This window comes from Ferrigenium sp. UT5, from assembly GCF_045866295.1.
Taxonomy (GTDB): domain Bacteria; phylum Pseudomonadota; class Gammaproteobacteria; order Burkholderiales; family Gallionellaceae; genus Sideroxyarcus.
The window spans coordinates 1-21,462 of record NZ_BAAFRY010000008.1; the positions used below are offsets into that span (position 1 = coordinate 1).

General features: G+C 60.9%; 21 protein-coding genes and 1 pseudogene. 3 read left to right on the plus strand and 19 right to left on the minus strand.

Annotation, left to right across the window (positions count from 1 at the left end; genetic code table 11):
* The 3 genes and pseudogenes from ACKTSJ_RS04260 to ACKTSJ_RS04270 form a co-directional block, all read left to right on the plus strand.
* On the plus strand, nt 1-220 hold a 220-nt coding region (locus ACKTSJ_RS04260; protein WP_407897727.1), incomplete at its 5' end, for a hypothetical protein.
* Nucleotides 221-302: 82 nt separating this feature from the next.
* Nucleotides 303-1,133, plus strand: a pseudogene (locus ACKTSJ_RS04265) (HAD-IIB family hydrolase).
* A 34-nt stretch (nt 1,134-1,167) separates the two neighbouring features.
* Nucleotides 1,168-3,096 carry an amylosucrase gene (locus tag ACKTSJ_RS04270; RefSeq protein WP_407897728.1) on the plus strand — a complete coding sequence of 643 codons (1,929 nt, stop codon included), beginning with the start codon at nt 1,168-1,170 and terminating at the stop codon, nt 3,094-3,096.
* A gap of 48 nt (nt 3,097-3,144) precedes the next feature.
* Here the strand turns inward: ACKTSJ_RS04270 and ACKTSJ_RS04275 are convergent, their stop codons facing one another.
* The 19 genes from ACKTSJ_RS04275 to leuS all read right to left on the minus strand — a co-directional run bounded on the left by ACKTSJ_RS04275 (nt 3,145) and on the right by leuS (nt 21,325).
* A complete protein-coding gene (locus tag ACKTSJ_RS04275) occupies nt 3,145-3,432 on the minus strand; it encodes a hypothetical protein (RefSeq protein ID WP_407897730.1) in 288 nt (95 codons plus the stop codon).
* A 208-nt stretch (nt 3,433-3,640) separates the two neighbouring features.
* On the minus strand, nt 3,641-4,162 hold the full coding sequence (gene tpx, locus ACKTSJ_RS04280) for a thiol peroxidase (RefSeq protein ID WP_407897732.1): 522 nt from the start codon (nt 4,160-4,162) through the stop codon (nt 3,641-3,643).
* Between the two features lie 193 nt (nt 4,163-4,355).
* Nucleotides 4,356-5,012 (minus strand): DUF799 domain-containing protein, encoded by a 657-nt coding sequence (locus tag ACKTSJ_RS04285; RefSeq protein WP_407897734.1) that lies wholly within the window; start codon nt 5,010-5,012, stop codon nt 4,356-4,358.
* On the minus strand, nt 5,009-5,380 hold the full coding sequence (locus ACKTSJ_RS04290) for a DUF4810 domain-containing protein (RefSeq protein ID WP_407897736.1): 372 nt from the start codon (nt 5,378-5,380) through the stop codon (nt 5,009-5,011). Before ACKTSJ_RS04290 ends, ACKTSJ_RS04285 begins: the two co-directional genes overlap by 4 nt.
* 21 nt (nt 5,381-5,401) lie before the next feature.
* Nucleotides 5,402-6,076: a CsgG/HfaB family protein gene (locus tag ACKTSJ_RS04295; RefSeq protein ID WP_407897738.1), complete on the minus strand. Its 675-nt coding sequence runs from the start codon at nt 6,074-6,076 to the stop codon at nt 5,402-5,404.
* Between the two features lie 43 nt (nt 6,077-6,119).
* Entirely contained in the window at nt 6,120-8,978 is a 2,859-nt protein-coding gene (gene gcvP / locus ACKTSJ_RS04300) for an aminomethyl-transferring glycine dehydrogenase (protein ID WP_407897740.1), read from the minus strand.
* 113 nt (nt 8,979-9,091) lie between these two features.
* A complete protein-coding gene (gene gcvH / locus ACKTSJ_RS04305; protein ID WP_407897742.1) occupies nt 9,092-9,481 on the minus strand; it encodes a glycine cleavage system protein GcvH in 390 nt (129 codons plus the stop codon).
* Nucleotides 9,482-9,561: 80 nt separating this feature from the next.
* Nucleotides 9,562-10,647 (minus strand): glycine cleavage system aminomethyltransferase GcvT, encoded by a 1,086-nt coding sequence (gene gcvT / locus ACKTSJ_RS04310; protein WP_407897744.1) that lies wholly within the window; start codon nt 10,645-10,647, stop codon nt 9,562-9,564.
* Between the two features lie 2 nt (nt 10,648-10,649).
* Nucleotides 10,650-11,540 (minus strand): DUF3426 domain-containing protein, encoded by an 891-nt coding sequence (locus ACKTSJ_RS04315; protein WP_407897746.1) that lies wholly within the window; start codon nt 11,538-11,540, stop codon nt 10,650-10,652.
* On the minus strand, nt 11,537-12,427 hold the full coding sequence (gene prmA / locus ACKTSJ_RS04320) for a 50S ribosomal protein L11 methyltransferase (RefSeq protein ID WP_407897748.1): 891 nt from the start codon (nt 12,425-12,427) through the stop codon (nt 11,537-11,539). The genes ACKTSJ_RS04315 and prmA overlap by 4 nt, the downstream gene beginning before the upstream one ends.
* Nucleotides 12,428-12,430: 3 nt before the next feature.
* Nucleotides 12,431-13,786 carry an acetyl-CoA carboxylase biotin carboxylase subunit gene (gene accC, locus ACKTSJ_RS04325; RefSeq protein WP_407897882.1) on the minus strand — a complete coding sequence of 452 codons (1,356 nt, stop codon included), beginning with the start codon at nt 13,784-13,786 and terminating at the stop codon, nt 12,431-12,433.
* Nucleotides 13,787-13,843: 57 nt separating this feature from the next.
* Nucleotides 13,844-13,987: a hypothetical protein gene (locus tag ACKTSJ_RS04330; RefSeq protein ID WP_407897750.1), complete on the minus strand. Its 144-nt coding sequence runs from the start codon at nt 13,985-13,987 to the stop codon at nt 13,844-13,846.
* A gap of 5 nt (nt 13,988-13,992) precedes the next feature.
* Nucleotides 13,993-14,448, minus strand: coding sequence for an acetyl-CoA carboxylase biotin carboxyl carrier protein (accB, locus tag ACKTSJ_RS04335; RefSeq protein ID WP_407897751.1), 456 nt, complete (start codon nt 14,446-14,448; stop codon nt 13,993-13,995).
* 2 nt (nt 14,449-14,450) lie between these two features.
* Nucleotides 14,451-14,894 (minus strand): type II 3-dehydroquinate dehydratase, encoded by a 444-nt coding sequence (gene aroQ / locus ACKTSJ_RS04340; protein WP_407897753.1) that lies wholly within the window; start codon nt 14,892-14,894, stop codon nt 14,451-14,453.
* A 67-nt stretch (nt 14,895-14,961) separates the two neighbouring features.
* Nucleotides 14,962-16,737 carry a protein-disulfide reductase DsbD gene (gene dsbD, locus ACKTSJ_RS04345; RefSeq protein ID WP_407897884.1) on the minus strand — a complete coding sequence of 592 codons (1,776 nt, stop codon included), beginning with the start codon at nt 16,735-16,737 and terminating at the stop codon, nt 14,962-14,964.
* 2 nt (nt 16,738-16,739) lie between these two features.
* Nucleotides 16,740-17,060: a divalent-cation tolerance protein CutA gene (gene cutA / locus ACKTSJ_RS04350; RefSeq protein ID WP_407897755.1), complete on the minus strand. Its 321-nt coding sequence runs from the start codon at nt 17,058-17,060 to the stop codon at nt 16,740-16,742.
* Entirely contained in the window at nt 17,057-18,070 is a 1,014-nt protein-coding gene (gene holA, locus ACKTSJ_RS04355; RefSeq protein ID WP_407897757.1) for a DNA polymerase III subunit delta, read from the minus strand. The genes cutA and holA overlap by 4 nt, the downstream gene beginning before the upstream one ends.
* A 4-nt stretch (nt 18,071-18,074) precedes the next feature.
* On the minus strand, nt 18,075-18,575 hold the full coding sequence (lptE, locus tag ACKTSJ_RS04360) for an LPS assembly lipoprotein LptE (RefSeq protein ID WP_407897759.1): 501 nt from the start codon (nt 18,573-18,575) through the stop codon (nt 18,075-18,077).
* The gene (gene leuS, locus ACKTSJ_RS04365) at nt 18,575-21,325 is read right to left on the minus strand and encodes a leucine--tRNA ligase (protein ID WP_407897761.1); all 2,751 of its coding nucleotides are present in this window, start codon (nt 21,323-21,325) and stop codon (nt 18,575-18,577) included. The genes lptE and leuS overlap by 1 nt, the downstream gene beginning before the upstream one ends.
* Nucleotides 21,326-21,462 lie beyond the last annotated feature (137 nt).

Here is a 21,462-nt window from a genome sequence, read left to right on the forward strand (position 1 = left end):
GCCATTCTGTACGATGATCGCTTTATCCGTTCGATCCAGTAAAATGCATTCCGGCGAACCTGATGTGGGCACGTCTCAACCCGCCTCAAACACAAAAATCCTGACACTCCCTGCATTTCCTTCTCCCATGGAATTTTTTACCAACATTGTTCGCGATTTCATGGATATGCATGGGAGCAATAAAATTTGCCGGATGGTAATAATTTATCGAGAGATTTGAAAATCGTGCCTGCCATAAAAAAATGCGGTCCAAAACAGCTTCGTGAAAACCTATTTCGAGCAAGAGTGGTAACAACCTGTGCATGAGCAGGCATCTGCTTTGTAGCGATCTCGATCGCACCCTGATTCCGAACGGCGTGCAGCCCGAGTCGCCGGGCGCGCGTAACATCTTCCGGCGACTGGTCGCGCGCGACGATGTGCAGCTGGCTTATGTGAGCGGGCGACATCGCGAACTAATCGCACAGGCCATCGCCGAATACGATCTGCCAGAGCCGGATTTCGTCATCGCCGATGTGGGCACGACGCTGTATTAGGTCGAAGCGGGGAGCTGGCGGCGGCGGGATGAATGGGATGAGCTGATCGCACCCGACTGGGGCGAACTGTCGCGCGAAGGATTGGCACAGTTGCTGCAGGTGTTCGGCGATCTGCGCTTGCAGGAAGACAGTAAGCAGAACCTGCACAAGTTGAGTTTCTATGTCGATCTGACGGCGGACACTTCTGCATTGCAAGCGCAGATGCAACGATCGCTGGCCGAGCACGGCGTCAAAGCCAATCTGATCTGGAGCGTCGACGAGGCTGCGCACGTCGGCCTGCTGGATGTGCTGCCCGCTTCAGCCTACAAGCTGCATGCCATCGAGTTCCTCATGCAACAGCAGGGCTATGGCCGCCTCGACACCGTGTTCGCAGGCGATAGCGGCAACGATCTGGATGTGTTGCAGAGTGATGTGCCTGCGGTACTGGTTGCCAATGCAGCCCCAGAACTGAAGCGGCAGCTCACACACCTCCACAAAGCCTCGCTGTACACCGCACGCGGCGGCTTCCTCGGCATGAACGGCAATTACAGTGCGGGCATCCTCGAAGGCGCGGCGTATCATTGGCCCGAGATCGAAGCCTGGCTGCTGCAAACCAACTGAACGGGACACGATGTAAGAACAAGCCTCACACGCGATGCTGAACGAGATCCTGATCGAGCTGAACCCGGAGATCGGCAAGCTGCGCCTGCGACATTTCTATACGCGTCTCGGTGCGAATTTCTACAACATCCACAGTCTGTTCCACCGCCTGTACGGCGACCGCCCCGACTTCAAGCCGCAGATGGTCAGTCTGGTCGAAACGCTGGCGCAGCGTTACATCGAACGTGCGCCGCACCTGTGCAAATCCGACCTCGTGCGCGAGCGCGACTACAACTGGTTCCTCAGCCAGAAGTGGGTGGGCATGGCTCTGTACTGCGACCGCTTCGCCGGCGACCTGAAAGGGTTGCGTGCGAAGCTGCCATATCTGCAGGATATGGGCGTGAACATGGTGCATGTAATGCCCATCCTGGACTGTCCGGATGGCGCCAGCGACGGCGGTTATGCGGTGCGCGACTTCCACAAGGTGGACGCGCGCTACGGTACGAACGCGGATCTGGAAGCGCTCGCTGCCACGATGAAGAAGCGCGAGATGCTGCTGGTGCTCGATGTCGTGGTGAACCACACCTCGGACGATCATGTGTGGGCCAGGCAGGCGCGCGCGGGCGACAAGAAATTCCAGGACTACTACTACGTGTACGACGACCGCGAGACGCCGGACGCCTTCGAGCAAGGCATGCCGGAGATCTTCCCCAACACCGCGCCGGGCAACTTCACCTGGGACGAGGCGATGGGCAAGTGGGTGATGACGGTGTTCAACACCTACCAGTGGGACCTCAACTACCGCAACCCTGCCGTGTTCATCGAGATGGTGGACATCATCCTGTTCTGGGCCAACAAGGGTGTGGACATCCTGCGTCTGGATGCGGTGGCCTTCCTGTGGAAGAAGATCGGCAGCACTTGCCAGAACGAACGCGAGGCGCACCTGCTGCTGCAGCTGATGAAGGACTGCTGCCAGGTCACCGCGCCCGGCGTGCTGTTCATCGCCGAGGCCATCGTCGCGCCGGGCGAGATCACCAAGTATTTCGGCGAGGATGCGATCATGGCCAAGGAATGCGAGATCGCCTACAACGCCACCCTGATGGCCCTGCTGTGGGACGCGGTGGCGACCAAGAACGCCAAGCTGCTCAACCTGGGGGTGCAGCACCTGCCCGCCAAACTGGAGCGCGCCACCTGGCTCAACTATGTGCGCTGCCATGACGACATCGGTCTCGGCTTCGATGATAAAGATGCAGGACTCGCGGGATACGATCCCTACAGCCACCGCCGCTTCCTGATCGCTTATTTCACCGGTCGCTTCGAAGGCTCGCCCGCGCGCGGCCTGCCGTTCGGCGAAAACCCCAAGACCGGCGATGCGCGCATCTCCGGTTCGCTCGCCTCGCTGGCCGGCCTGGAATCCGCCATCGAATCCGGCGACGAGAACGCGATAGACGCAGCCATTCGCACTATCCTGCTGCTGCACAGCGTCATCCTGTCGTTCGGCGGCATCCCGCTGCTGTATTACGGCGACGGCATCGGCATGCTGAACAGCGTGGAGTATCTGGCCGATCCATCCCGACGCGACGATACACGGTGGGCGCACCGCTCCAGTTTCGACTGGGACAAGGCGGAACGCCGCCATCAACCGGGGACCGTGGAGTACCGCATTTTCAGCGGCTTGAAAAAGATGATCGCCCTGCGCAAGGAATTGCCCGCCTTCGCCGATTTCGATAACCGGCAGCAGGTGTTGGTGGACAACCCCAACCTGCTGGTGTTCGTGCGCAGCGATCCCGTGTCGCCGCGCAACCGCGTGCTGGTCGTGGCGAACTTCAACAACCAGCCGCAGTCCATGGCGCTCGAAGTGTTGCAGCCCTATGGTTTTTTCCAGCGCGGGCCGATGCGCGAACTGTGCAGCGGCATGACGGTCGATCCTGAGGAAGGCAGCCTGAATATTCCGGCGCTGATGTGCTGCTGGTTGACCGACTGACAGAAAGGCTGGGGCACGGTGGAGGTGGCGATGTAGCCTGCGCCGGAATCAGTTGATCTTTTCGCGCCAGAAATAGTACCAGAGGTAGTAAATACCGAGCGGCGTCCCGACTGGAAAAGTCAGCAACGACAACACCGCACAGGGCAGACCGAAACGCCAGGCACGCGGCAGTTTCGCCAGCAAAGCAAATCCGGCTACAAGATAAAGCATGCCCATGGTGACAGCCATTGCGCGCACCAGACGATCGAGTGTAGCCAGATTGAGCGCGACCAGCGACAGGATAAGGACGCCGAACACGAGCCAGCAGATGCCGATGATGCGTTGGTGAATGTTCATTTTAAAATTTCTGCTGATCTATAGCGAGGGGGCATTATGTGGGTCGGGTTTCAACCCGACGGTTTTGATTGTTGTGACTTGCTGTCGGACTAAAGTCCGACCCACAACCCCGCCTCTTCCTGCGGGTCGGGTTTCACACAAATGGTGCGAGAGCCCCGCGGGGAAGCCCGACAAAATCTCTGGGGTGAGCAATTTCGGACCGGTCGTGTTACTGCAACACCGCCAGCGCCGCAGCGTAGTTCGGTTCGTGCTTGATGTCGTCCACCAGTTCCGCGTGCAGGATTTTGTCGTGTTCATCCAGCACCAGCACCGCGCGCGCGGTGACGCCGGCCAGCGGCGTGTCGGCGATCTTCACGCCATAGTTGCGCATGAAGTCGCGGCCGCGCATCAGCGACAGGGTGACCACGTTCTCCAGACCTTCCGCCACGCAGAAGCGGCTCATCGCGAACGGCAGGTCGGCCGAGATCACCAGCACCACGGTATTGTCCAGTTGGCCCGCCGCTTCGTTGAATTTGCGCGCGGAGGTAGCGCACACGGCGGTGTCCAGGCTCGGCACGATGTTCAGCACCTTGCGTTTGCCTGCGTAGTCCTTCAGCGCGACGTCCTTCAGGTCCTTGTCCACCAGCGTGAATGCGGGTGCGGTTTGTCCGACTTCGGGGAATTTGCCGAACAAGGTGACGGCTGCGCCCGCGAGTTTGGTACCGGTCTTGTTTGCGATATCTTTGGCCATGCTATTCCCCTCAAAAGTACACTTCTATTGCACCCCGGCGTAACGAGGTTGAGTACGATTTAACCTAAATCCCATTTGCATTTTTGCATCGGGCAGGAAGCACCTTCCGGGCGATAACACAAGCGGTGCAAATTTCGGAGGCGCGCTTGCGACCATGGAACAAAGCGCCGAAGCCCCTTATCCCAGGCTGATCTTACAATCCATCTTTGCCATAGTGCGGCGAGCGCGGCCCCGGGAGCAGGGTGCCCAGCAACCGGGAACTGGTTACGCCGGCCACGTCGTGACTTTTATCCGAAACGCTTTCGGCAATCTGGTTGACAACGGCGCCTACCAGGACGCCGATGAGACCGCCGGAATTGTTGCGTCCTTCTGCACTGGAGGCACTGGCACTGCCGGTCCACAGCGTGGTGCCATCGCGCAGATCGACCAGGCGGGCGCTGGCCGCAACTACGGACTCACTGTTGATAATGGTGTAGCTCGTGCCATATTGGCTGATCTCAATATAGAGCGCCGCATCCGCACCAAAAATTTCACGCAGTTTGGGCAGTGGCGCAGTGTGCATTTCAGCCGGATTTTCCAGACCGTTTTGGCGGAAGGTTTCGTCAACCAGCGTTACCGGCAGCACGTAGTAACCCAATTCTGACAACGGTGCCGTCACCTGGGAGTAGAAACTATAGGAGGCTCCAACATCGGGTGAGCTGTTGACGGGCGGCAGGACAAGGATGGATGCGGGCTTGGCGGCGCGCAACGCGCTGTAGTCCTGTTTGACCGGAGTGGCGCAGGCCGTGAGCAATACAACACCGGCCAGCGCGGCCCACATTTTCAGACGAAGGATGGCAAAAGAGGTCATTTTGATTTTGTAGAATTCTTCAAGAGGAAATCGATATAGAAACCGCTTTCCGGAAAGCGGGTCTTTTCTTCAACGAGCTGTGCACGCATGCGATCAGTTTGTCCGGCCAGCCCATACAACAGGCCGAGGTGAGCCTGCTCCCCGGGAGGGAGCGGTTTGTTCGCGGCACGCGCCTTTTCGACATCAGCTTCCAGCGCCTGGATTTGTTCTTCGGGCGTTTGACCCTGGTTGAAGTGGGCATAAACCACGGGTTGATACTCACCCCAGTAGTACAGGGTTTCCGGAGGATGGGCGCAGCCGGAGAGAAGCGCCAGCGCGAATACGCCCGTTGCCAGGGCCGAAGTCCGGTAAATATTGTTTGGGGTCATGGTGATCTTTTCGTGATGTTTTTAACGATTCAGCTGCCAGCGTCCCGACTCGATGCCGCCAACCAGGTTGTCAACGGCTTCGCGGATGGCGAGGTCCAGCACCTTGCCGTTGAGGGTCGAGTCATAACCGGCGGTTCCGCCGAAACCCACCACTTGGCGTGCAGACAGTGCGTATTCTCCGGCCCCCTGGGAGGAGAAGATGACTTCAGATGTTTCCACATCAACGACATTCAGCGTGACCTTGGCGTAGGCAATCTGTTTTTTCCCGCGCCCCAGAATGCCAAAGAGCTGGGTATCGCCCACCGACTTCCGGCCAAATTCACTGACATCCCCGGTCACCACATAGCGCGCCCCTTTCAGCGTCTGCTTCGTGTTGGAGATGGCGGCTTCCTGTTTGATCTCGCTCATGTTTTCGCGGTCAAGCACGCTGAAACGTCCGGTTTGTTGCAGATGGCTGATCAGGATGGTTTTCGCCTGGCTGCCAAGACGGTCAACCCCATCGCTGAAGATACCGCGCATGAAATTGGAACGATTATCAAATTTGCCAACCGAGATCGGACTGCGAACCCCCTGGTAAGCTGTCGTCGCAGCAACCGTTTTGGCAACTTCAAGTTTTTGGGAGCTCTCCGTGGCGCAGCCACTGGTTAAAAGGGCAACGATTGCAAGCGCGGCGAGGCGCAGGATGTGTTGTTTCATGTCAATTCCTTTGGGGATGGGGGTTCTTAAAGGGGCTGCGATTCTAGCAGTTAGACGGTGGCGAGGTTAGGCAGACGCACACCAGATTCTTGTCGCCATAGACATTATCCACTCTCGCCACGCTCGGCCAGAACTTGTTTTCACGCACCCAAGGCAACGGGTAGGCCGCTTGTTCACGTGAGTAGGGGCGCAACCATTCGTTGGCGCTTACCTTGCTGGCCGTGTGCGGTGCGTGCTTGAGGATGTTGTCCTGCTTGTCCACCTTGCCGCTGATGACTTCCTCAATCTCCTTGCGGATAGCGATCATCGCATCGCAGAAGCGATCCAGCTCCGCTTTCGATTCGCTCTCGGTCGGCTCCACCATCAACGTATCGACGACGGGGAAAGAGGTGGTGGGCGCGTGGAAGCCGAAGTCCATCAGACGCTTGGCGATGTCGCCCACTTCCACGCCTGCTTTTTTCCATGCGCGGCAATCCAGAATCATTTCGTGCGCGCAGCGCCCCTGCGTGCCGCTATACAAGGTGGCGTAGTGATCCTTTAACGATTCCTTGATGTAGTTGGCGTTGAGAATTGCCATCTTGGTCGCCTCGGTGAGCCCCTTGCCGCCCATCATCTTGATGTAGGCATAGGAGATCAGCAGGACGAGCGCGCTGCCGTAAGGCGCGGCGGATACCGCGTGGATGCCCTGTTCGCCGCCCACGTTGACCAACGGATGCGAGGGCAAGAAGGGGGTGAGATGTTCTGCCACCCCGATAGGCCCCACACCGGGCCCACCGCCGCCGTGCGGAATGGCGAAGGTCTTGTGCAGGTTGAGGTGGCACACGTCCGCGCCGATGGTGGCCGGATTGGTCAGACCGACCTGTGCATTCATGTTGGCACCGTCCATATACACCTGACCACCGTTGGCGTGGATGATGGCTGTGATGTCTTTGATGGATTCCTCAAACACGCCGTGCGTGCTGGGGTAGGTCACCATCAGGCACGACAGGTCGGTTTTGTGTTCTTCCGCTTTCGCGCGCAGGTCTTCCACGTCGATGTTGCCCGCGCTGTCGCACTTCACCACCACGATGTGCAAGCCCGCCATCGCCGCACTGGCGGGATTGGTGCCGTGCGCGGAAGAGGGAATCAACACCGTGTTGCGCTGTGCTTCGCCGCGCGAACGGTGATACGCCTGGATCACCATCAACCCGGTGTATTCGCCCGCCGCACCGCTGTTGGGCTGGAAGCTCATCTGCGTGAAGCCGGTGATCTCAGATAAGGCAGAATCTAATGCCGCGATGAGAAGTTGATAGCCGATCGCTTGCGTCATTGGCACGAAGGGATGCAGGTTGGCGAATTCCGGCCAGGTCAGCGCCAGCATTTCCGCAGCCGCGTTCAACTTCATGGTGCATGAGCCGAGCGAGATCATCGAGTGTGTGAGCGACAGGTCTTTGTTTTCCAGCCGTTTGATGTAACGCATCATCTCCGTTTCGGAGTGGTAGCTGTTGAACACCGGATGGCTCAAGATGGCGGATTGGCGGGGTTTTACGCGCAGAGCTTGCGCGGCGATCTGTGCGGCGGTGACGCGTGGTGCGGGTTTCCCCGTCGCCTGCGCGAACACCGCAAGGATGGCGTTGAGGTCGTCCGCCGAGGTGGTTTCATCCAGCGCGATGCCGATGCCCGCATCGCTGTAACGTAAGTTGATCTGCGCGGCTTCGGCCAGTGCGCGAATCCTGCCGTGGTCGGTATGAATAAGTTTCAGGGTGTCGAAGAAAGTGTCGTAAGCCACCTGGTATCCGAGCTTTTTCAACTCGCTGGCGAGCAGTGCGGCAGATTTGTGTACCTGTGTGGCGATGGCGCGCAGCCCCTCCGCACCGTGATACACCGCATACATCGATGCCATGATGGCGAGCAGCGCCTGCGCGGTGCAGATGTTGGAGGTGGCCTTCTCGCGGCGGATATGTTGCTCGCGCGTTTGCAACGCCATGCGCAAGGCGGGGTTGCCGTCGGCGTCCACCGACACGCCGATGAGTCGTCCCGGCATGGCGCGTTTGAACGCATCGCGCGTGGCAAAGTACGCGGCGTGCGGCCCGCCGTAGCCCAGCGGCACACCGAAGCGTTGCGTCGATCCCAGCACCACGTCCGCACCCCATTCGCCCGGCGGCGTAAGCAACACCAGGCTCAGGATGTCAGCCGCGACCGCGACGGTCATGCCGTTGGCTTTGGCGCGCGCCACGAAATCCGCGTAGTCATGCACCACGCCATTGGCGGCCGGATATTGCAGCAGCGCCCCGTACAACTGGTCGTTCAAGGTGACGGTATTGAAGTCGCCGATCACCAGCTCGATGCCGAGAGGTTTGGCGCGCGTCTTCATGACCTCGATGGTTTGCGGGAAACATTCGTGCGACACGAAGAAAGCATTGCGTCCTGCGGCGGCATCTTCGCGCGAGCGCAGCCCGTGCAGCATGATCATCGCTTCCGCCGCCGCAGTCGCCTCGTCCAGTAGTGAGGCGTTGGCGATCTCCATGCCGGTCAAATCGACAATCATGGTCTGGAAATTCAGCAAAGCCTCCAACCGACCCTGTGCGATCTCGGGTTGGTAAGGCGTGTAGGCGGTGTACCAGCCCGGGTTTTCCAGCACGTTGCGCTGGATCACGGCGGGCAGCACCGTGCCGTAATAGCCCAGTCCGATGTAACTCTTGAACACCTTGTTCTTCGCCGCGATGCCGCGCAGATGGGCGAGAAACTCATGCTCGCTCATGCCGTCGGGCAGGTTCAGCGGCTGCTGCAAACGAATTGCGGCAGGCACGGTCTGCTCGATCAGCGCATCGAGACTGGGCGCGCCGATGGCTTTCAGCATGGCTCGCATCTCTTGCGCGTTCGAGCCGTTGTGGCGAGTGACGAATGGGTCGGCGTTGTTCATGTCAGGCTCGAAAATATTGGGGAATTTTGTAGGTCGGGTTTCAACCCGACGCGGTTTATATCGTTCATGTGTTGTCGGGCTGAAGCCCGACCCACATCGTACCCTCGGTCGTTTTAGTGTGCTTCGCTATCCACAGCAGCTTGATATTTGGCGGCATCCAGCAAGGCCGCCACATCCGCCGCGTTGTCCGGTTTCATCTTGAATATCCACGCGCCATACGGGTCGCTGTTGATATTCTCTGGCGAACTGTCCAGCTCGCCGTTGGCAGCAGTCACTTCGCCGGAAACGGGCGCGTACACGTCGGCGGCAGCCTTCACCGATTCCACCACGGCGCATTCTTCCTTGGCCTTCAGCTTGCGACCGGCAGTCGGCGCTTCGACGAATACCATGTCGCCCAGCAACTCCTGGGCGTGATCCGTAATGCCAACGGTAATCGTGCCATCGGCTTCTTGCTTCACCCATTCGTGGGAGGCGGTGTATTTCAGGTCGGTCGGGTTGCTCATGGTGTTCTCCTAATGTAGGTCGGGTTTTAACCCGACAAAGTTTGATCAAAACATAGCGTGTTGTCGGGTTAAAACCCGACCTACAACAAGCTTTTGCCGTTGCGGGCGAAAGGATACTTCACGACGGATGCATTCAATAATTTGTCGCGGATCTCGACTTGCACGGTGTCGCCGATCGTAACGGCATTCGGCACACGCGCCAGCGCGATGGATTTTTGCAGGGTCGGCGAGAACGAGCCGCTGGTGATCTCGCCTGCGCCGTGTGCTGTCTGCACTTTCTGATGGTCGCGCATCACGCCGCGATCCAGCAGCACCAGTCCGACCAGCTTGCGGGTCGGCGGATGGGCAAGCAAGGCGGCCTTGCCGATGAAATCGCGCGGACTCTTCAGATCGACCGTCCACGCCATCCCCGCCTCCAGCGGACTGATGCTTTCGTTCATGTCGTGCCCGTACAGGTTCATGCCGGCTTCCAGACGCAGGGTGTCGCGCGCGCCGAGGCCGATGGGTTTGACGCCTTTTTCGGCCAGGGTTGACCAGAAAAATGGCGCCGCTTTGGCGGGCAGCATGATCTCGAACCCGTCCTCGCCGGTGTATCCCGTGCGCGCGATAAACATCGACCCCATCTCCACTGCGCTGAACGGAATGAGATGCGCCGACAATTCCCGGCTGCCGGGCAGTGCCTCCCATACCTTGGCGCGCGCATTCGTGCCCTGCACCGCAATCATGGCCAATTCAGGATGGTCGGTGATGTCGAGTTGCGGTGCGTGTTGGCTGGCCTGTTGCTTCATCCATTCAATGTCGTTATCGGCTGTGCCCGCATTGACCACAATGCGAAACCAGGACTCGCGCATAAAGTACACGATGAGATCATCAATCACGCCGCCCTGTTCATTGAGCATGGCGGAATACAGCGCCTTGCCGGGCAGGGCCAGCTTGTCCACGTTGTTCGCCAGCAGGTAGCGCAGGAAAGCGCGTACGCCGTCGCCCCGCACATCCACCACGCGCATGTGCGACACGTCGAACATGCCGCAATCATTGCGCACCTGATGATGTTCGTCGATTTGCGAACCGTAGTTGACTGGCATGTCCCAGCCGCCGAAATCCACCATCTTCGCGCCCAGCGCGCGGTGACTGGCATTCAAGGGAGTTTGTTTGAGAGCGGTCATGGTTACCTCGGGAGGGGTGGGTAAAACAGCAGCAGGCGGTAGCCCGTCGGGTGCAATTCGGCGGTTGCGAGATGCAGCGCCAGCGCCAGCTCGTGCCTGGCGGCCAGAAAATCGACTTTTTCCGCCAATCCCGGCCGGTAATCGGCCGGATGAAAAATGCGCCGGGCAATCACCTGGTCCTGGGTGTCGGTCAGCGTCAATTCCAGGCTGGGCAGGGCTTGCGCGTGACCAGCGTGGTTGCGCAGCAAGACATGCAGGGTGAAGCGGTCGGGGTGTTTGGCATCCGCTTCCAGTTCCGACGACTCGATCGCAAGCAGGTCGGCGTCGCGCGGCAATTCAACGGTACAGGAGAGCAACTCGCAATACTGCACCAGCAGCGGTTTGAGTCCAGGCAGGCGCAGGGCCAGTTCGTTGCGGAAGAAGTAGGCCGCCTGCGCCAGAAGCACGAACAGCAGCAGCAATCCCAGCAGCCATGCACCAACTACACGGCGACGAGCGGGCACAGGCGCCGCCTCCGCCCCGTCCTCGTGGAACTGCACTTGCTGCGCCAAGGATGCCGGCGTTTCTTCCAGTCCGGCGAGACCGGCGACCCGCTCCAGGTCGGGCAAGTCGGGCGCTTCGGCGTTCAGGTCGGAAACTTCCGGGCCGATGAAGTGATCCTCCACCGGCGGATTTTCCTGCGGCAAGCGCTCGCTTGTCGCCGGCATTACCGCGTCATCCCCGATCGGCAGGCTGAGCTGGGGGCTGGGTTCATCCGGCAACATGTGGTCGCGCGCATTGAACACGGTTTCGCAGCGTCCGCAGCGCACCATGCCGTCACGCACCTCAAGCTGTGCCTCGCTGACATTGAAGCGGGTGGCGCAGGCCGGGCATTGCGTGACCGCGATATTCATCTTCTGGCTCCGGACAGGCAGCACCAGCCGTCCTCGATCACGGCGGGCGCAAGGTCGAACCATTGCGCGTAGATGCGCGCCACTTCCGCGGCCTGTTCGGCGAGGATGCCCGACAGTACGATGCGTCCGCCCGGACGCGTCGCCTGTGCCAGCAGCGGTGCCAGCGCGCGCAAGGGATTGGTCAGGATATTGGCGACGACGACATCGTATTGCGCCAGATGGATTCCATCCGGCAGGAAGAAGGTCGCCTGCACCTGATTGGCCAAGGCATTGTCGCGGCTGGCCTGCACGGCCTGCGCATCGACGTCCACGCCGACGGCGCTGCCGGCGCCGAGTTTCATGGCGGCGATGGCGAGAATGCCGGAACCGCAGCCGTAGTCGAGCACGGATTCACCACCGTGGAGTTGTGCATCCAGCCAGCGCAGACAGAGGCGCGTGGTGGGGTGGCTGCCGGTGCCGAACGCCAGGCCGGGATCGAGCGCGATGTTGATGGCGTCGGGATCGCTGGGGGTGTGCCAGGTCGGCACGATCCATAGGCGGTCGCTGATGCGAATGGGATCGAACTGGGATTGGGTCAGGCGCACCCAGTCGTTTTCGGCCAGCATTTCGATGCGGTGCGGCGGCACCACCGGGATGCCGAGCCCGGTGCAACAGGCTTGCAGGACGGCGGCGACATCGGTATCGCGCTCGAACAGGGCATTGACCAGATTGTGCTGCCAGACGCTGGCTGTCGGCTCGCCCGGTTCGCCGAAGATGGCCTGCTCGTCCGGGGTGTCGGCGTCCGCATCGAGCAGGTCAACCGACAGGGCGCCGTGCTCCAGCAGCGCTTCGCTCAATGCTTCGGCATGTTCGGCAGCCGCATGCACCGACAGCGTGAGCCAGGACACGGTCTATTTGCCTTGGGTGCGTTCTGCCAGCTTGTGCTCCAGATAATGGATGCTGGTGCCGCCACGGATGAAAGCCGCATCGTTCATCAGTTCCTGATGCAGCGGGATGTTGGTGTTGATGCCCTCCACCGCCATCTCCGACAGGGCGGTGCGCATGCGGGCGATTGCCTGCTCGCGCGTGTCGCCGTAGGCAATGACCTTGCCGATCATCGAGTCGTAATGCGGCGGGATGAAGTAGTTGGCATACACGTGCGAATCGACGCGAATGCCGGGACCGCCCGGCACGTGCCAGGTCGTGATGCGTCCGGGGGACGGCACGAAGGTGTAAGGGTGCTCGGCATTGATGCGGCATTCGATGGCATGGCCGCGGAACTGGATGTCGCGCTGGCGGAACGGCAATTTCTCGCCGGCGGCGATGCGAATCTGCTGCTGCACGATGTCGATGCCGGTGATCATCTCGGTGACCGGGTGCTCGACCTGAACGCGCGTGTTCATCTCGATGAAATAGAATTCGCCATTCTCGTACAGGAACTCGAACGTTCCGGCGCCGCGGTAACCGATCTTGCGGCAGGCTTCGGCGCAGCGTTCGCCGATCTTGTCGCGCAGCTTCGGGTTGAGCATCGGGGCCGGGGCTTCTTCCAGCACTTTTTGGTGGCGGCGCTGCATGGAGCAATCGCGCTCGCCCAGAAACACCGCGTTGCCGTGCTGGTCGGCCAGCACTTGAATCTCGATATGGCGCGGGTTCTCCAGGAACTTCTCCATGTACACCATGGGATTGTTGAACGCGGCCTGCGCCTCGCTCTTGGTCATGGTCACCGCGTTGAGCAGCGCCGCTTCGGTATGCACCACGCGCATGCCGCGCCCGCCGCCGCCGCCGGAGGCCTTGATGATGACCGGGTAGCCGATGGACTTGGCGATCTTGATGATCTCTGCCGGATCGTCCGGCAAGGCCCCTTCGACGCCGGGCACACAGGGCACGCCGGCCTTGTTCATCGCCATTTTGGCGCTGACCTTGTCGCCCATCAGACGGATGGTCTCGGCGCGCGGTCCGATGAAGACGAAGCCGGATTTTTCCACCCGCTCGGAGAAGTCTGCGTTTTCCGACAAAAAACCGTAACCGGGATGGATGGCTTGGGCATCCGTCACTTCCGCCGCGCTGATAATGGCGGGGACGTTCAGATAGCTTTGATTGGAAGGAGCGGGGCCGATGCACACCGATTCGTCCGCCAGCTTGACGTATTTGGCATCGGCATCCGCCTCAGAGTGGACCGCCACGGTCTTGATCCCCAGTTCACGACAGGCGCGCTGGATGCGCAGGGCGATCTCGCCGCGGTTGGCAATGAGGATCTTTTCGAACATGACGGGTTTGTCCGCCGCCACGATTCTGGGTTTGCGCTCGAATACGGCCATGATCGGTCAACCGATGAGGAACAGGGGTTGGCCGAATTCGACCGCCTGGCCGTTTTGGCTACGGCCGGCGCTGCGCGCCTTGACGTTCACTGCGTTCACGTCAGCCTGCGCCGAAACGGGCAAAGCCATTTTGCTGTGGGATATGCGCATGATCTTTATCCAATGAGAAAGAGAGGTTGGCCGAATTCGACTGCTTGCCCGTTTTCGACCAGGATGGCCTTGATCACGCCGGCCTTGTCGGACTCGATCTCGTTCAGCAGTTTCATCGCCTCGATGATGCACAGCGTCTCGCCTTCCTTCACGCTCTGCCCGATATCGACGAAGGACTTGGCGCCGGGGGAAGGCGCGCGGTAGAACGTGCCGACCATGGGCGACTTGACCACATGGCCTTCCGGCACGGCGGGTGCGGCAGGGGCTGCCGGGGTGGCGGGCGCAGCGGCAGGCGCGACGGCTATCTGCTGCGCCGGAGCGGCATACATCTGCTGCATCGGGGCTGCGACCGAGCTGGTGCGCGAAATGCGCACGTGCTCTTCGCCTTCAGTCAGCTCCAGCTCGGCGATGCCCGAGTTTTCCACCAGTTCAATCAGGGTTTTCAGTTTGCGCAAATCCATGGTTAGCTCCTTACAGAATGTTGTAATGCGAATTGCAAAGCGAGTTCATAGCCGGTCGCCCCGAGCCCGCTGATGACGCCGACCGCGATGTCGGAAAAATAGGATTCCTTGCGAAACGCCTCACGCGCGAACACGTTGGAGAGGTGGACTTCGACAAATGGAATGGCAACGGCCGCCAGCGCGTCGCGCAGGGCCACGCTGGTGTGGGTAAAGGCGGCCGGGTTGATGATGATGAAGTCGGTGCCATCTGCGCGCGCCTGTTGCACGCGTTCCACCAGGGCTGCCTCGGCATTGCTCTGCAGACAGTGCAGCTTCGCGCCGCCCGAATGTGCTTGTGCGGTCAACTTGGCGTTAATTTCATCCAACGTGACGCGACCATACACTTCCGGCTCGCGGCTGCCGAGCAGGTTCAGATTGGGTCCGTGCAAAACGAGGATGTGTTTCATGCCGCGCAGTTTGCCGCAAAATGGGTTAGATTGTCCATTTTTTCGGTGAAGTTCTGTTGAATCAGGGTCATAGACCGGCGCGCTTTAACGAAGCACCGAACATCTCACTATCCTGATAACCGATGACGCGAGAATCGGTTTTTTCCGTGCCGCTCTGATCGAAGAACAGGATCGCCGGCGGGCCGAACAGTTGGAAGTGTTGGAGCAAGGCCTTGTCTTCGGCATCATTGGCCGTGACATCGGCTTGCAGCAGCACGGCCTGTTTCAGTCTGGCCTGAATGGTGGGGTCGCTGAACGTGAAGCGCTCCATCTCTTTGCACGAGACACACCAGTCGGCATAGAAATCCAGCATCACCACTTTGCCCTGTGCCCGGGAAATGCGCGCCTCCAGCCCGGCCAGGCCCTTCACCCGCTCGAACGGCAGCGCCGGAGTCGCGGCAGGAGCGGTGCCGACCACGTTGCCCAGCGGGCGCAGGATGTCGCGCGCGCCGGACAGGGCACCGATCAGATAAGCCGCACCAAGCAGCAGGGCAAGCACGCCGAACGCCTTGCCCAGCCTGCGTGCGCCCCCTGCATTGGCGGGCAACGGATCGAGGGCATGCAGATGGATCGCGCTGAAGATCAGCAGGGCTGCCCAAAGCAGCATCTGTGCCGCGAGGGGAATGACCGGCATCACGATCCAGATCGCCAGCGCCAGCATCGTCACCCCAAAAAACTTTTTGACGCCCTCCATCCACGGCCCGGCCTTGGGCAACAGCGTGCCGGCGGATGTGCCGATCAGCAGCAGAGGCACGCCCATGCCGAGCGCGAGCACGAACAGCGCCGTGCCGCCCAGCACTGCGTCATGGGTCTGACTGATATAGAGCAGCGCGCCCGCCAGCGGCGCGGCGATGCACGGTCCCATGATGATGGCGGACAGCGCCCCCATGGCGAACACGCCGGAGAGATGGCCGCCGTGCAGTTTGTTGCTCGTGTCGGTCAACCTGCTTTGCAGCGCGGCAGGCAGTTGCAGTTCATACAAGCCGAACATGGACAGGGACAGCAGCACGAACAGCGCGGCAAACCCGCCCAGCACCCACGGCGTCTGCAACGCATTGGAGAGCAGGCTGCCGGAATATCCCGCTGCCACACCGACAAGGGCATACGTGACGGCCATCCCGAGCACATAAGCCAGCGACAGCAGGAAAGCGTGGGCATGGGTGATGTGATGGCCGCGCCCGACGATGATGCCGGACAGTATGGGGATCATCGGGAACACGCAGGGCGTCAGCGCCAGAAGCAGCCCGGCGCCAAAGAAGAAAGACACGATCAGCCAGAAATCGCCGGCGCGGAACAGGCGGGCGATCTGCGTGTTTTCGTTCTCCGCCGTCGTCGTTACCAGCACGGGCGCCGCGCTGACGACCTGGGTCAGGTCGAGCGTGTAACTTTTCTCGATCGGCGGATAGCACAGCCCATCGTCGCTGCAGCCCTGATAGACGGCCTCCAGTTGCAGCGGCATTTTCACATCGACCGCGTCGAGCGCCAACTCGCCCTGAAACGAATCATGGAACACTTGCAGCTTGCCAAAATTCGGATCGTCCTTGGTCTCGCCCGGCGGCAATGAAACGCGAGCGATCCGGGCCGTGCCGTTGGCGACACGGAACGAAATCTTGTCGCGGTACAAGTAATATCCGGGCGTGACGGAAAAATGCGCGCGCAGGGTGCGGCTATCAGCCGCCTCCACTTGCAGGACGAACGCCTGATCCGGGGGCAGGAATTGCGGTTTGCCGCCAAACGAAAGCAGGTCGGCCTGCACCGGCGGTGCAAGGCAAAACAGGGCGAGCAACAGCAATCGGCGCATCATTTTCATTCCTTGGTCTCCTGTGCCACCCAGTTCAGATAGGACGGCAGTCCGGCTGTCACCGCGATGGCGACGATTTCCGGCAGTTCATATGGATGCAGTGCGCGCAACGAATCTTCCAGCCGGGCATACGCCTCGCGCGTGGTCTTGATCAGCACGGGCACTTCGTCCGCCCGTTCCAGCTTGCCCTGCCAGCGGTACATCGAAGTGCAACCGGGCAGGATGTTGACGCAGGCGGCGACGCGGGCTGTGACCAGCGCTGCGGCGATACGTTCCGCCGTGCCACGGTCCGGCAGGTTGGTGAGCACCAGCAGCACCTCGCTCATCGTGCCCCCGCACGCGCGCAGCGCAAGCCCAGTTGCAGCAACTCGTCCCATACATCGCCCTGGCGCAGGCCCTTGATCAGACGGTCGATCTGCGCGGCGCGCTGCAAGGCACGCTCGGCAAACGCCGGACTGAAGCGGCGCACCGCGCGTTCCACCAGGGGCTTTTTCGCGCCCCAGACGCGCGCCTCGCGCAGCGCCTGATCCAGAGTGCCGCCGTGCTGCAATGCCCGGGCGGTTTTGCCCAAAAGACGGAGGTCGTCCGCCAGCGACCACAGGATCAGCACCGTGGCCGTGCCTTCGGCGCGCAGCCCGTCGAGGATGCGGGCAAAACGCGCCGCGTCGCCGTTCAGCATCGCCGCCGACAGCTTGAGCACGTCATAGCGCGCCACCTCCATCACGGCACCGCTCACCTGCTCGAAAGTAAGCGGGCCGGGCGGAAACAGCAGCGCGAGTTTCTGGATTTCCTGCAAGGCGGCGAGCAGATTGCCCTCCACCCGCTGGGCAAGAAAGGCCAGCGTTTCCTTGTCCGCACTTTGCTGCTGGTGTTGCAGACGACGGGCGATCCAGTTCGGCAGCGCCGCCAGCGGAACATCGTCGGCGCTGACCACCAATCCGTGCTGTTCCAGAGCGCCGAACCATTTACTCTTGAAGGCGGCGGGCTCGAGTTTGGGCAGCGAGATCAGAGTGACGGTGTCCGGCGGCAGATTTTCGCAATGCGCCTGCAGGGCCAGCGCACCTTCCACGCCCGGTTTGCCCGAAGGAATGCGCAGGTCGATCACCTTGCGCGCGGCGAACAACGACAGGCTTTGCGCGCTGTTGCGCAACTCCGCCCATTTGAAATACTGCTCGGCGATGAACACCTCGCGTTCGCTATAGCCGGCCGCGCGCGCGGCGGCACGGATCGCGTCCGCCGCTTCGATGGCGAGCAGCATCGCCTCGCCGTGGATCACGTACAGGGGCGACAGCCACTTGGCGAGATGGCGCGGCAGATCTTCGCTATTGATCTTCATCGCGCTACTCCCTCGGCTTGGCGCGATTCAGGCGACGCAGGGTCTGCGCCACGGCATCGGCGCGCATGTCCTTGTAAAGCTGCGTCTCTTCCTGTTCCTTGGCCAGCAGTTGCTCGTCGTCGAAGGTCAGCAGGCGTGTCAACTGCACCTCGCCGGCGGACAACCAATCGATGCGCTGCGCGTCGTAAGCGCGCAACGCGACCGTGTAACGCAACTCATACTCGCGCACCCGCCCGCTGCCGGAAAGGGAGAGGATATTCTTGCTGCTTTGTTCCGACAGGACTTCCAGCACCAGGTCCGCCTGTTCCGGGGTATCGGTCAGCGCGACCTCGTGGGCGGCGAGCGCGCGGCGCAGGTCGGCGACGAACAGCGTTTCGCCGGGCACTTTCAGGTACAGCGTCTTGAAGGCGAACTGCACGTCCTGCGGCGTGCTGCCGCGCAAGTGAAAGCCGCACGCCGACAGGGCCAGCGTCGTCAGCAACAAGAATGCGCGGAGCGCCTTCATCAGATCACCACATTCACCAGCCGGCCCGGCACCACGATCACCTTCTTCGCCGCGCCGCCGTTGAGCTGTTTCTGCACCGCCTCGTGCGCCAGCGCCAGGTGTTCGATGACCGCTTTGTCCGCCTCCCTGGACACGCGCAGACTGCCGCGCAATTTGCCGTTCACCTGGATCACCAGTTCGAGCTCGTCCTGCACCAGCGCCGCCTCGTCCACTTCCGGCCAGGGTGCGGCGAGGATGTCGTCGCCGTAGCCCAGTTCTTGCCACAGGGTTTGGGTAATATGCGGCGTGACGGGTGAGAGCAGGCGCAACAGGATCGAAAAACTTTCGCGCAGCACCGCCTCGTTTGTCGCGGGCAGGCGCTCCAGGGTGTTCAGCATCTTCATGGCGGCCGAGGCGACCGTGTTGAACTGGTGCTTGTCCATGTCATAGTTCGCCTGTTTCAGCACCGAATGGATCTCGAAACGCGCGGTCTTCAGCGCGGCAGGATCGATCGCCGAATGGCTGCCGTCCTTGATTTTCAGGCCGAAATTCCACACGCGCCGCAAGAACCGGAACGCGCCTTCCACCCCCGCATCCGACCATTCCAGTTGTTGCTCGGGCGGCGCGGCGAACATCATGAACAGGCGCGCCGTATCCGCGCCATAGGCATCAATAATCGCCTGCGGATCGACACCGTTGTTCTTGGACTTGGACATCTTCTCGGTGGCGCCGATGACGACAGGCAAGCCATCGGTTTTCAGCTTTGCACCGACGGGACGCCCCTTGGCATCGACTTCCACCTCCACCTCGGCCGGATTGATCCACAGCTTCTTGCCGCCCTCAACATCGCGGTAGAAGGTGGGCGCGACCACCATGCCTTGCGTGAGCAGGTTTTTGAAGGGTTCGTCCAAGGGGTTAAATGCGCGTGGCGTGGCGGCATCCCCCTCTCCCACCGGGGGGGGGTTAGGGTGGGGGAACACTCGTGACTCACCGCCGAACAGCCCTTCGTCGCGCATCAGCTTGTGGAAGAAGCGTGCGTACAGCAGGTGCAAAATGGCGTGTTCGATGCCGCCTATGTACTGGTCCACCGGCAGCCATTTTTGTGCGGCCGCCTTGTCCACCATGCCGGTGTCGCATTGCGGGCTGGCGTAGCGCGCGTAGTACCAGGACGATTCCACGAAAGTGTCCATGGTGTCGGTCTCGCGGCGCGCGGGGCCAGAGCAAGTGGGGCAGTTGCATTCGTAGAACTCTGGCATCTTCGCCAGCGGGGAACCCGCGCCGTCCGGCACGACGTTCTCGGGCAACACCACGGGCAGTTGTTCGTCCGGTACGGGCACATCGCCGCAGCTCGGGCAGTGGATGATGGGGATCGGGCAGCCCCAGTAGCGTTGGCGCGAGATGCCCCAGTCGCGCAAGCGGAACTGCACCTTCTTCTCGCCCAACCCTTTCGCGGCGAGATCGGCGGCGATCGCATCGACCGCGGCATCGTGGTTCAGGCCGTCGTATTTGCCCGAATTCACGCACACGCCGTTCTCTTTGTCGGCATACCACTCTTGCCAGGCGGTGTCGCTGAAGGCTTGGCCTTCGACGGAGATGGATTGCTTGATGGGCAAGTCATATTTCTTCGCGAAACCGAAATCGCGCTCGTCATGCGCCGGCACCGCCATCACCGCGCCTTCACCGTAGCCCATCAATACATAGTTGCCGACCCATACCGGCACTTGTTCGCCGGTCAGCGGATGGGTGACTTTCAGGCCGGTGTCCATGCCCTTCTTTTCCATCGTGGCGATGTCGGCCTCGGCAACGCCGCCGCGTTTGCATTCTTCGATGAACTCGGCCAGCCTGGCATTACCTTGTGCGGCACGTGTCGCCAGTGGGTGCTCGGCAGCCACGGCAACGAAAGTCACGCCCATGATGGTGTCGGCACGTGTGGTGTAGACCCAGAGCAGTTGTTTACCCGCGAGTGTTCCCCCACCCTCAGTCCCGTTAATACTCCCTCTCCCTCCGGGAGAGGGCATGGGGAGAGGGAAGGGAGAGGGAAGAGTGGCGCCGACTTCGTCGGCGATTTCAAACGCGAAGCGTACGCCATAGCTCTTGCCGATCCAGTTGGCCTGCATGGTCTTCACCTGCTCCGGCCAGCCGGACAGCGTGTCGAGACCGGCAAGCAACTCCTCGGCGTATTGCGTGATGCGGAAGAAATACATCGGTATCTCGCGCTTCTCCACCACCGCGCCAGAGCGCCAGCCGCGCCCGTCGATGACCTGCTCGTTGGCCAGCACGGTGTTGTCCACGGGGTCCCAGTTCACGGCCGAGGTCTTCTTGTAGATCACGCCCTTTTTGAACAGCTTGGTGAACAACCATTGTTCCCAGCGGTAATACTCCGGCGTGCAGGTCTTCACCTCGCGCGTCCAGTCGATGCCCAAGCCCAGCGCCTTCAACTGCCGCCTCATATAGCCGATGTTGGAGTACGTCCAGGTGGCGGGCGGTACATTGTTCGCCATCGCGGCGTTCTCGGCAGGCAGGCCGAACGCGTCCCAGCCCATCGGCTGCATCACGTTGAAGCCCTGCATGCGGTGGTAGCGGCTCAATACGTCGCCGATGGTGTAGTTGCGCACATGGCCCATGTGCAACTTGCCGGAAGGATAGGGAAACATCGACAGGCAATAGTATTTGGGCCTGCCGTTGTTTTCCTGGGCGACGAAGGCCTGCGTGGATTCCCACTGCTGCTGGGCGGCCGCTTCGATTTCGTTGGGTGTGTAGTGCTGTTGCATGATGGGCGTTTATTTTTGAGCCGAATCGTAAAGAGGCGCCATTATATCGGTAAGGCGCGCCCCGAAGTGATACGTTAGCTGCCTGCGGGAGGTTCTGCTAGAATCGGCCTCCAAAAATTTTATTCATAATCGTTCAG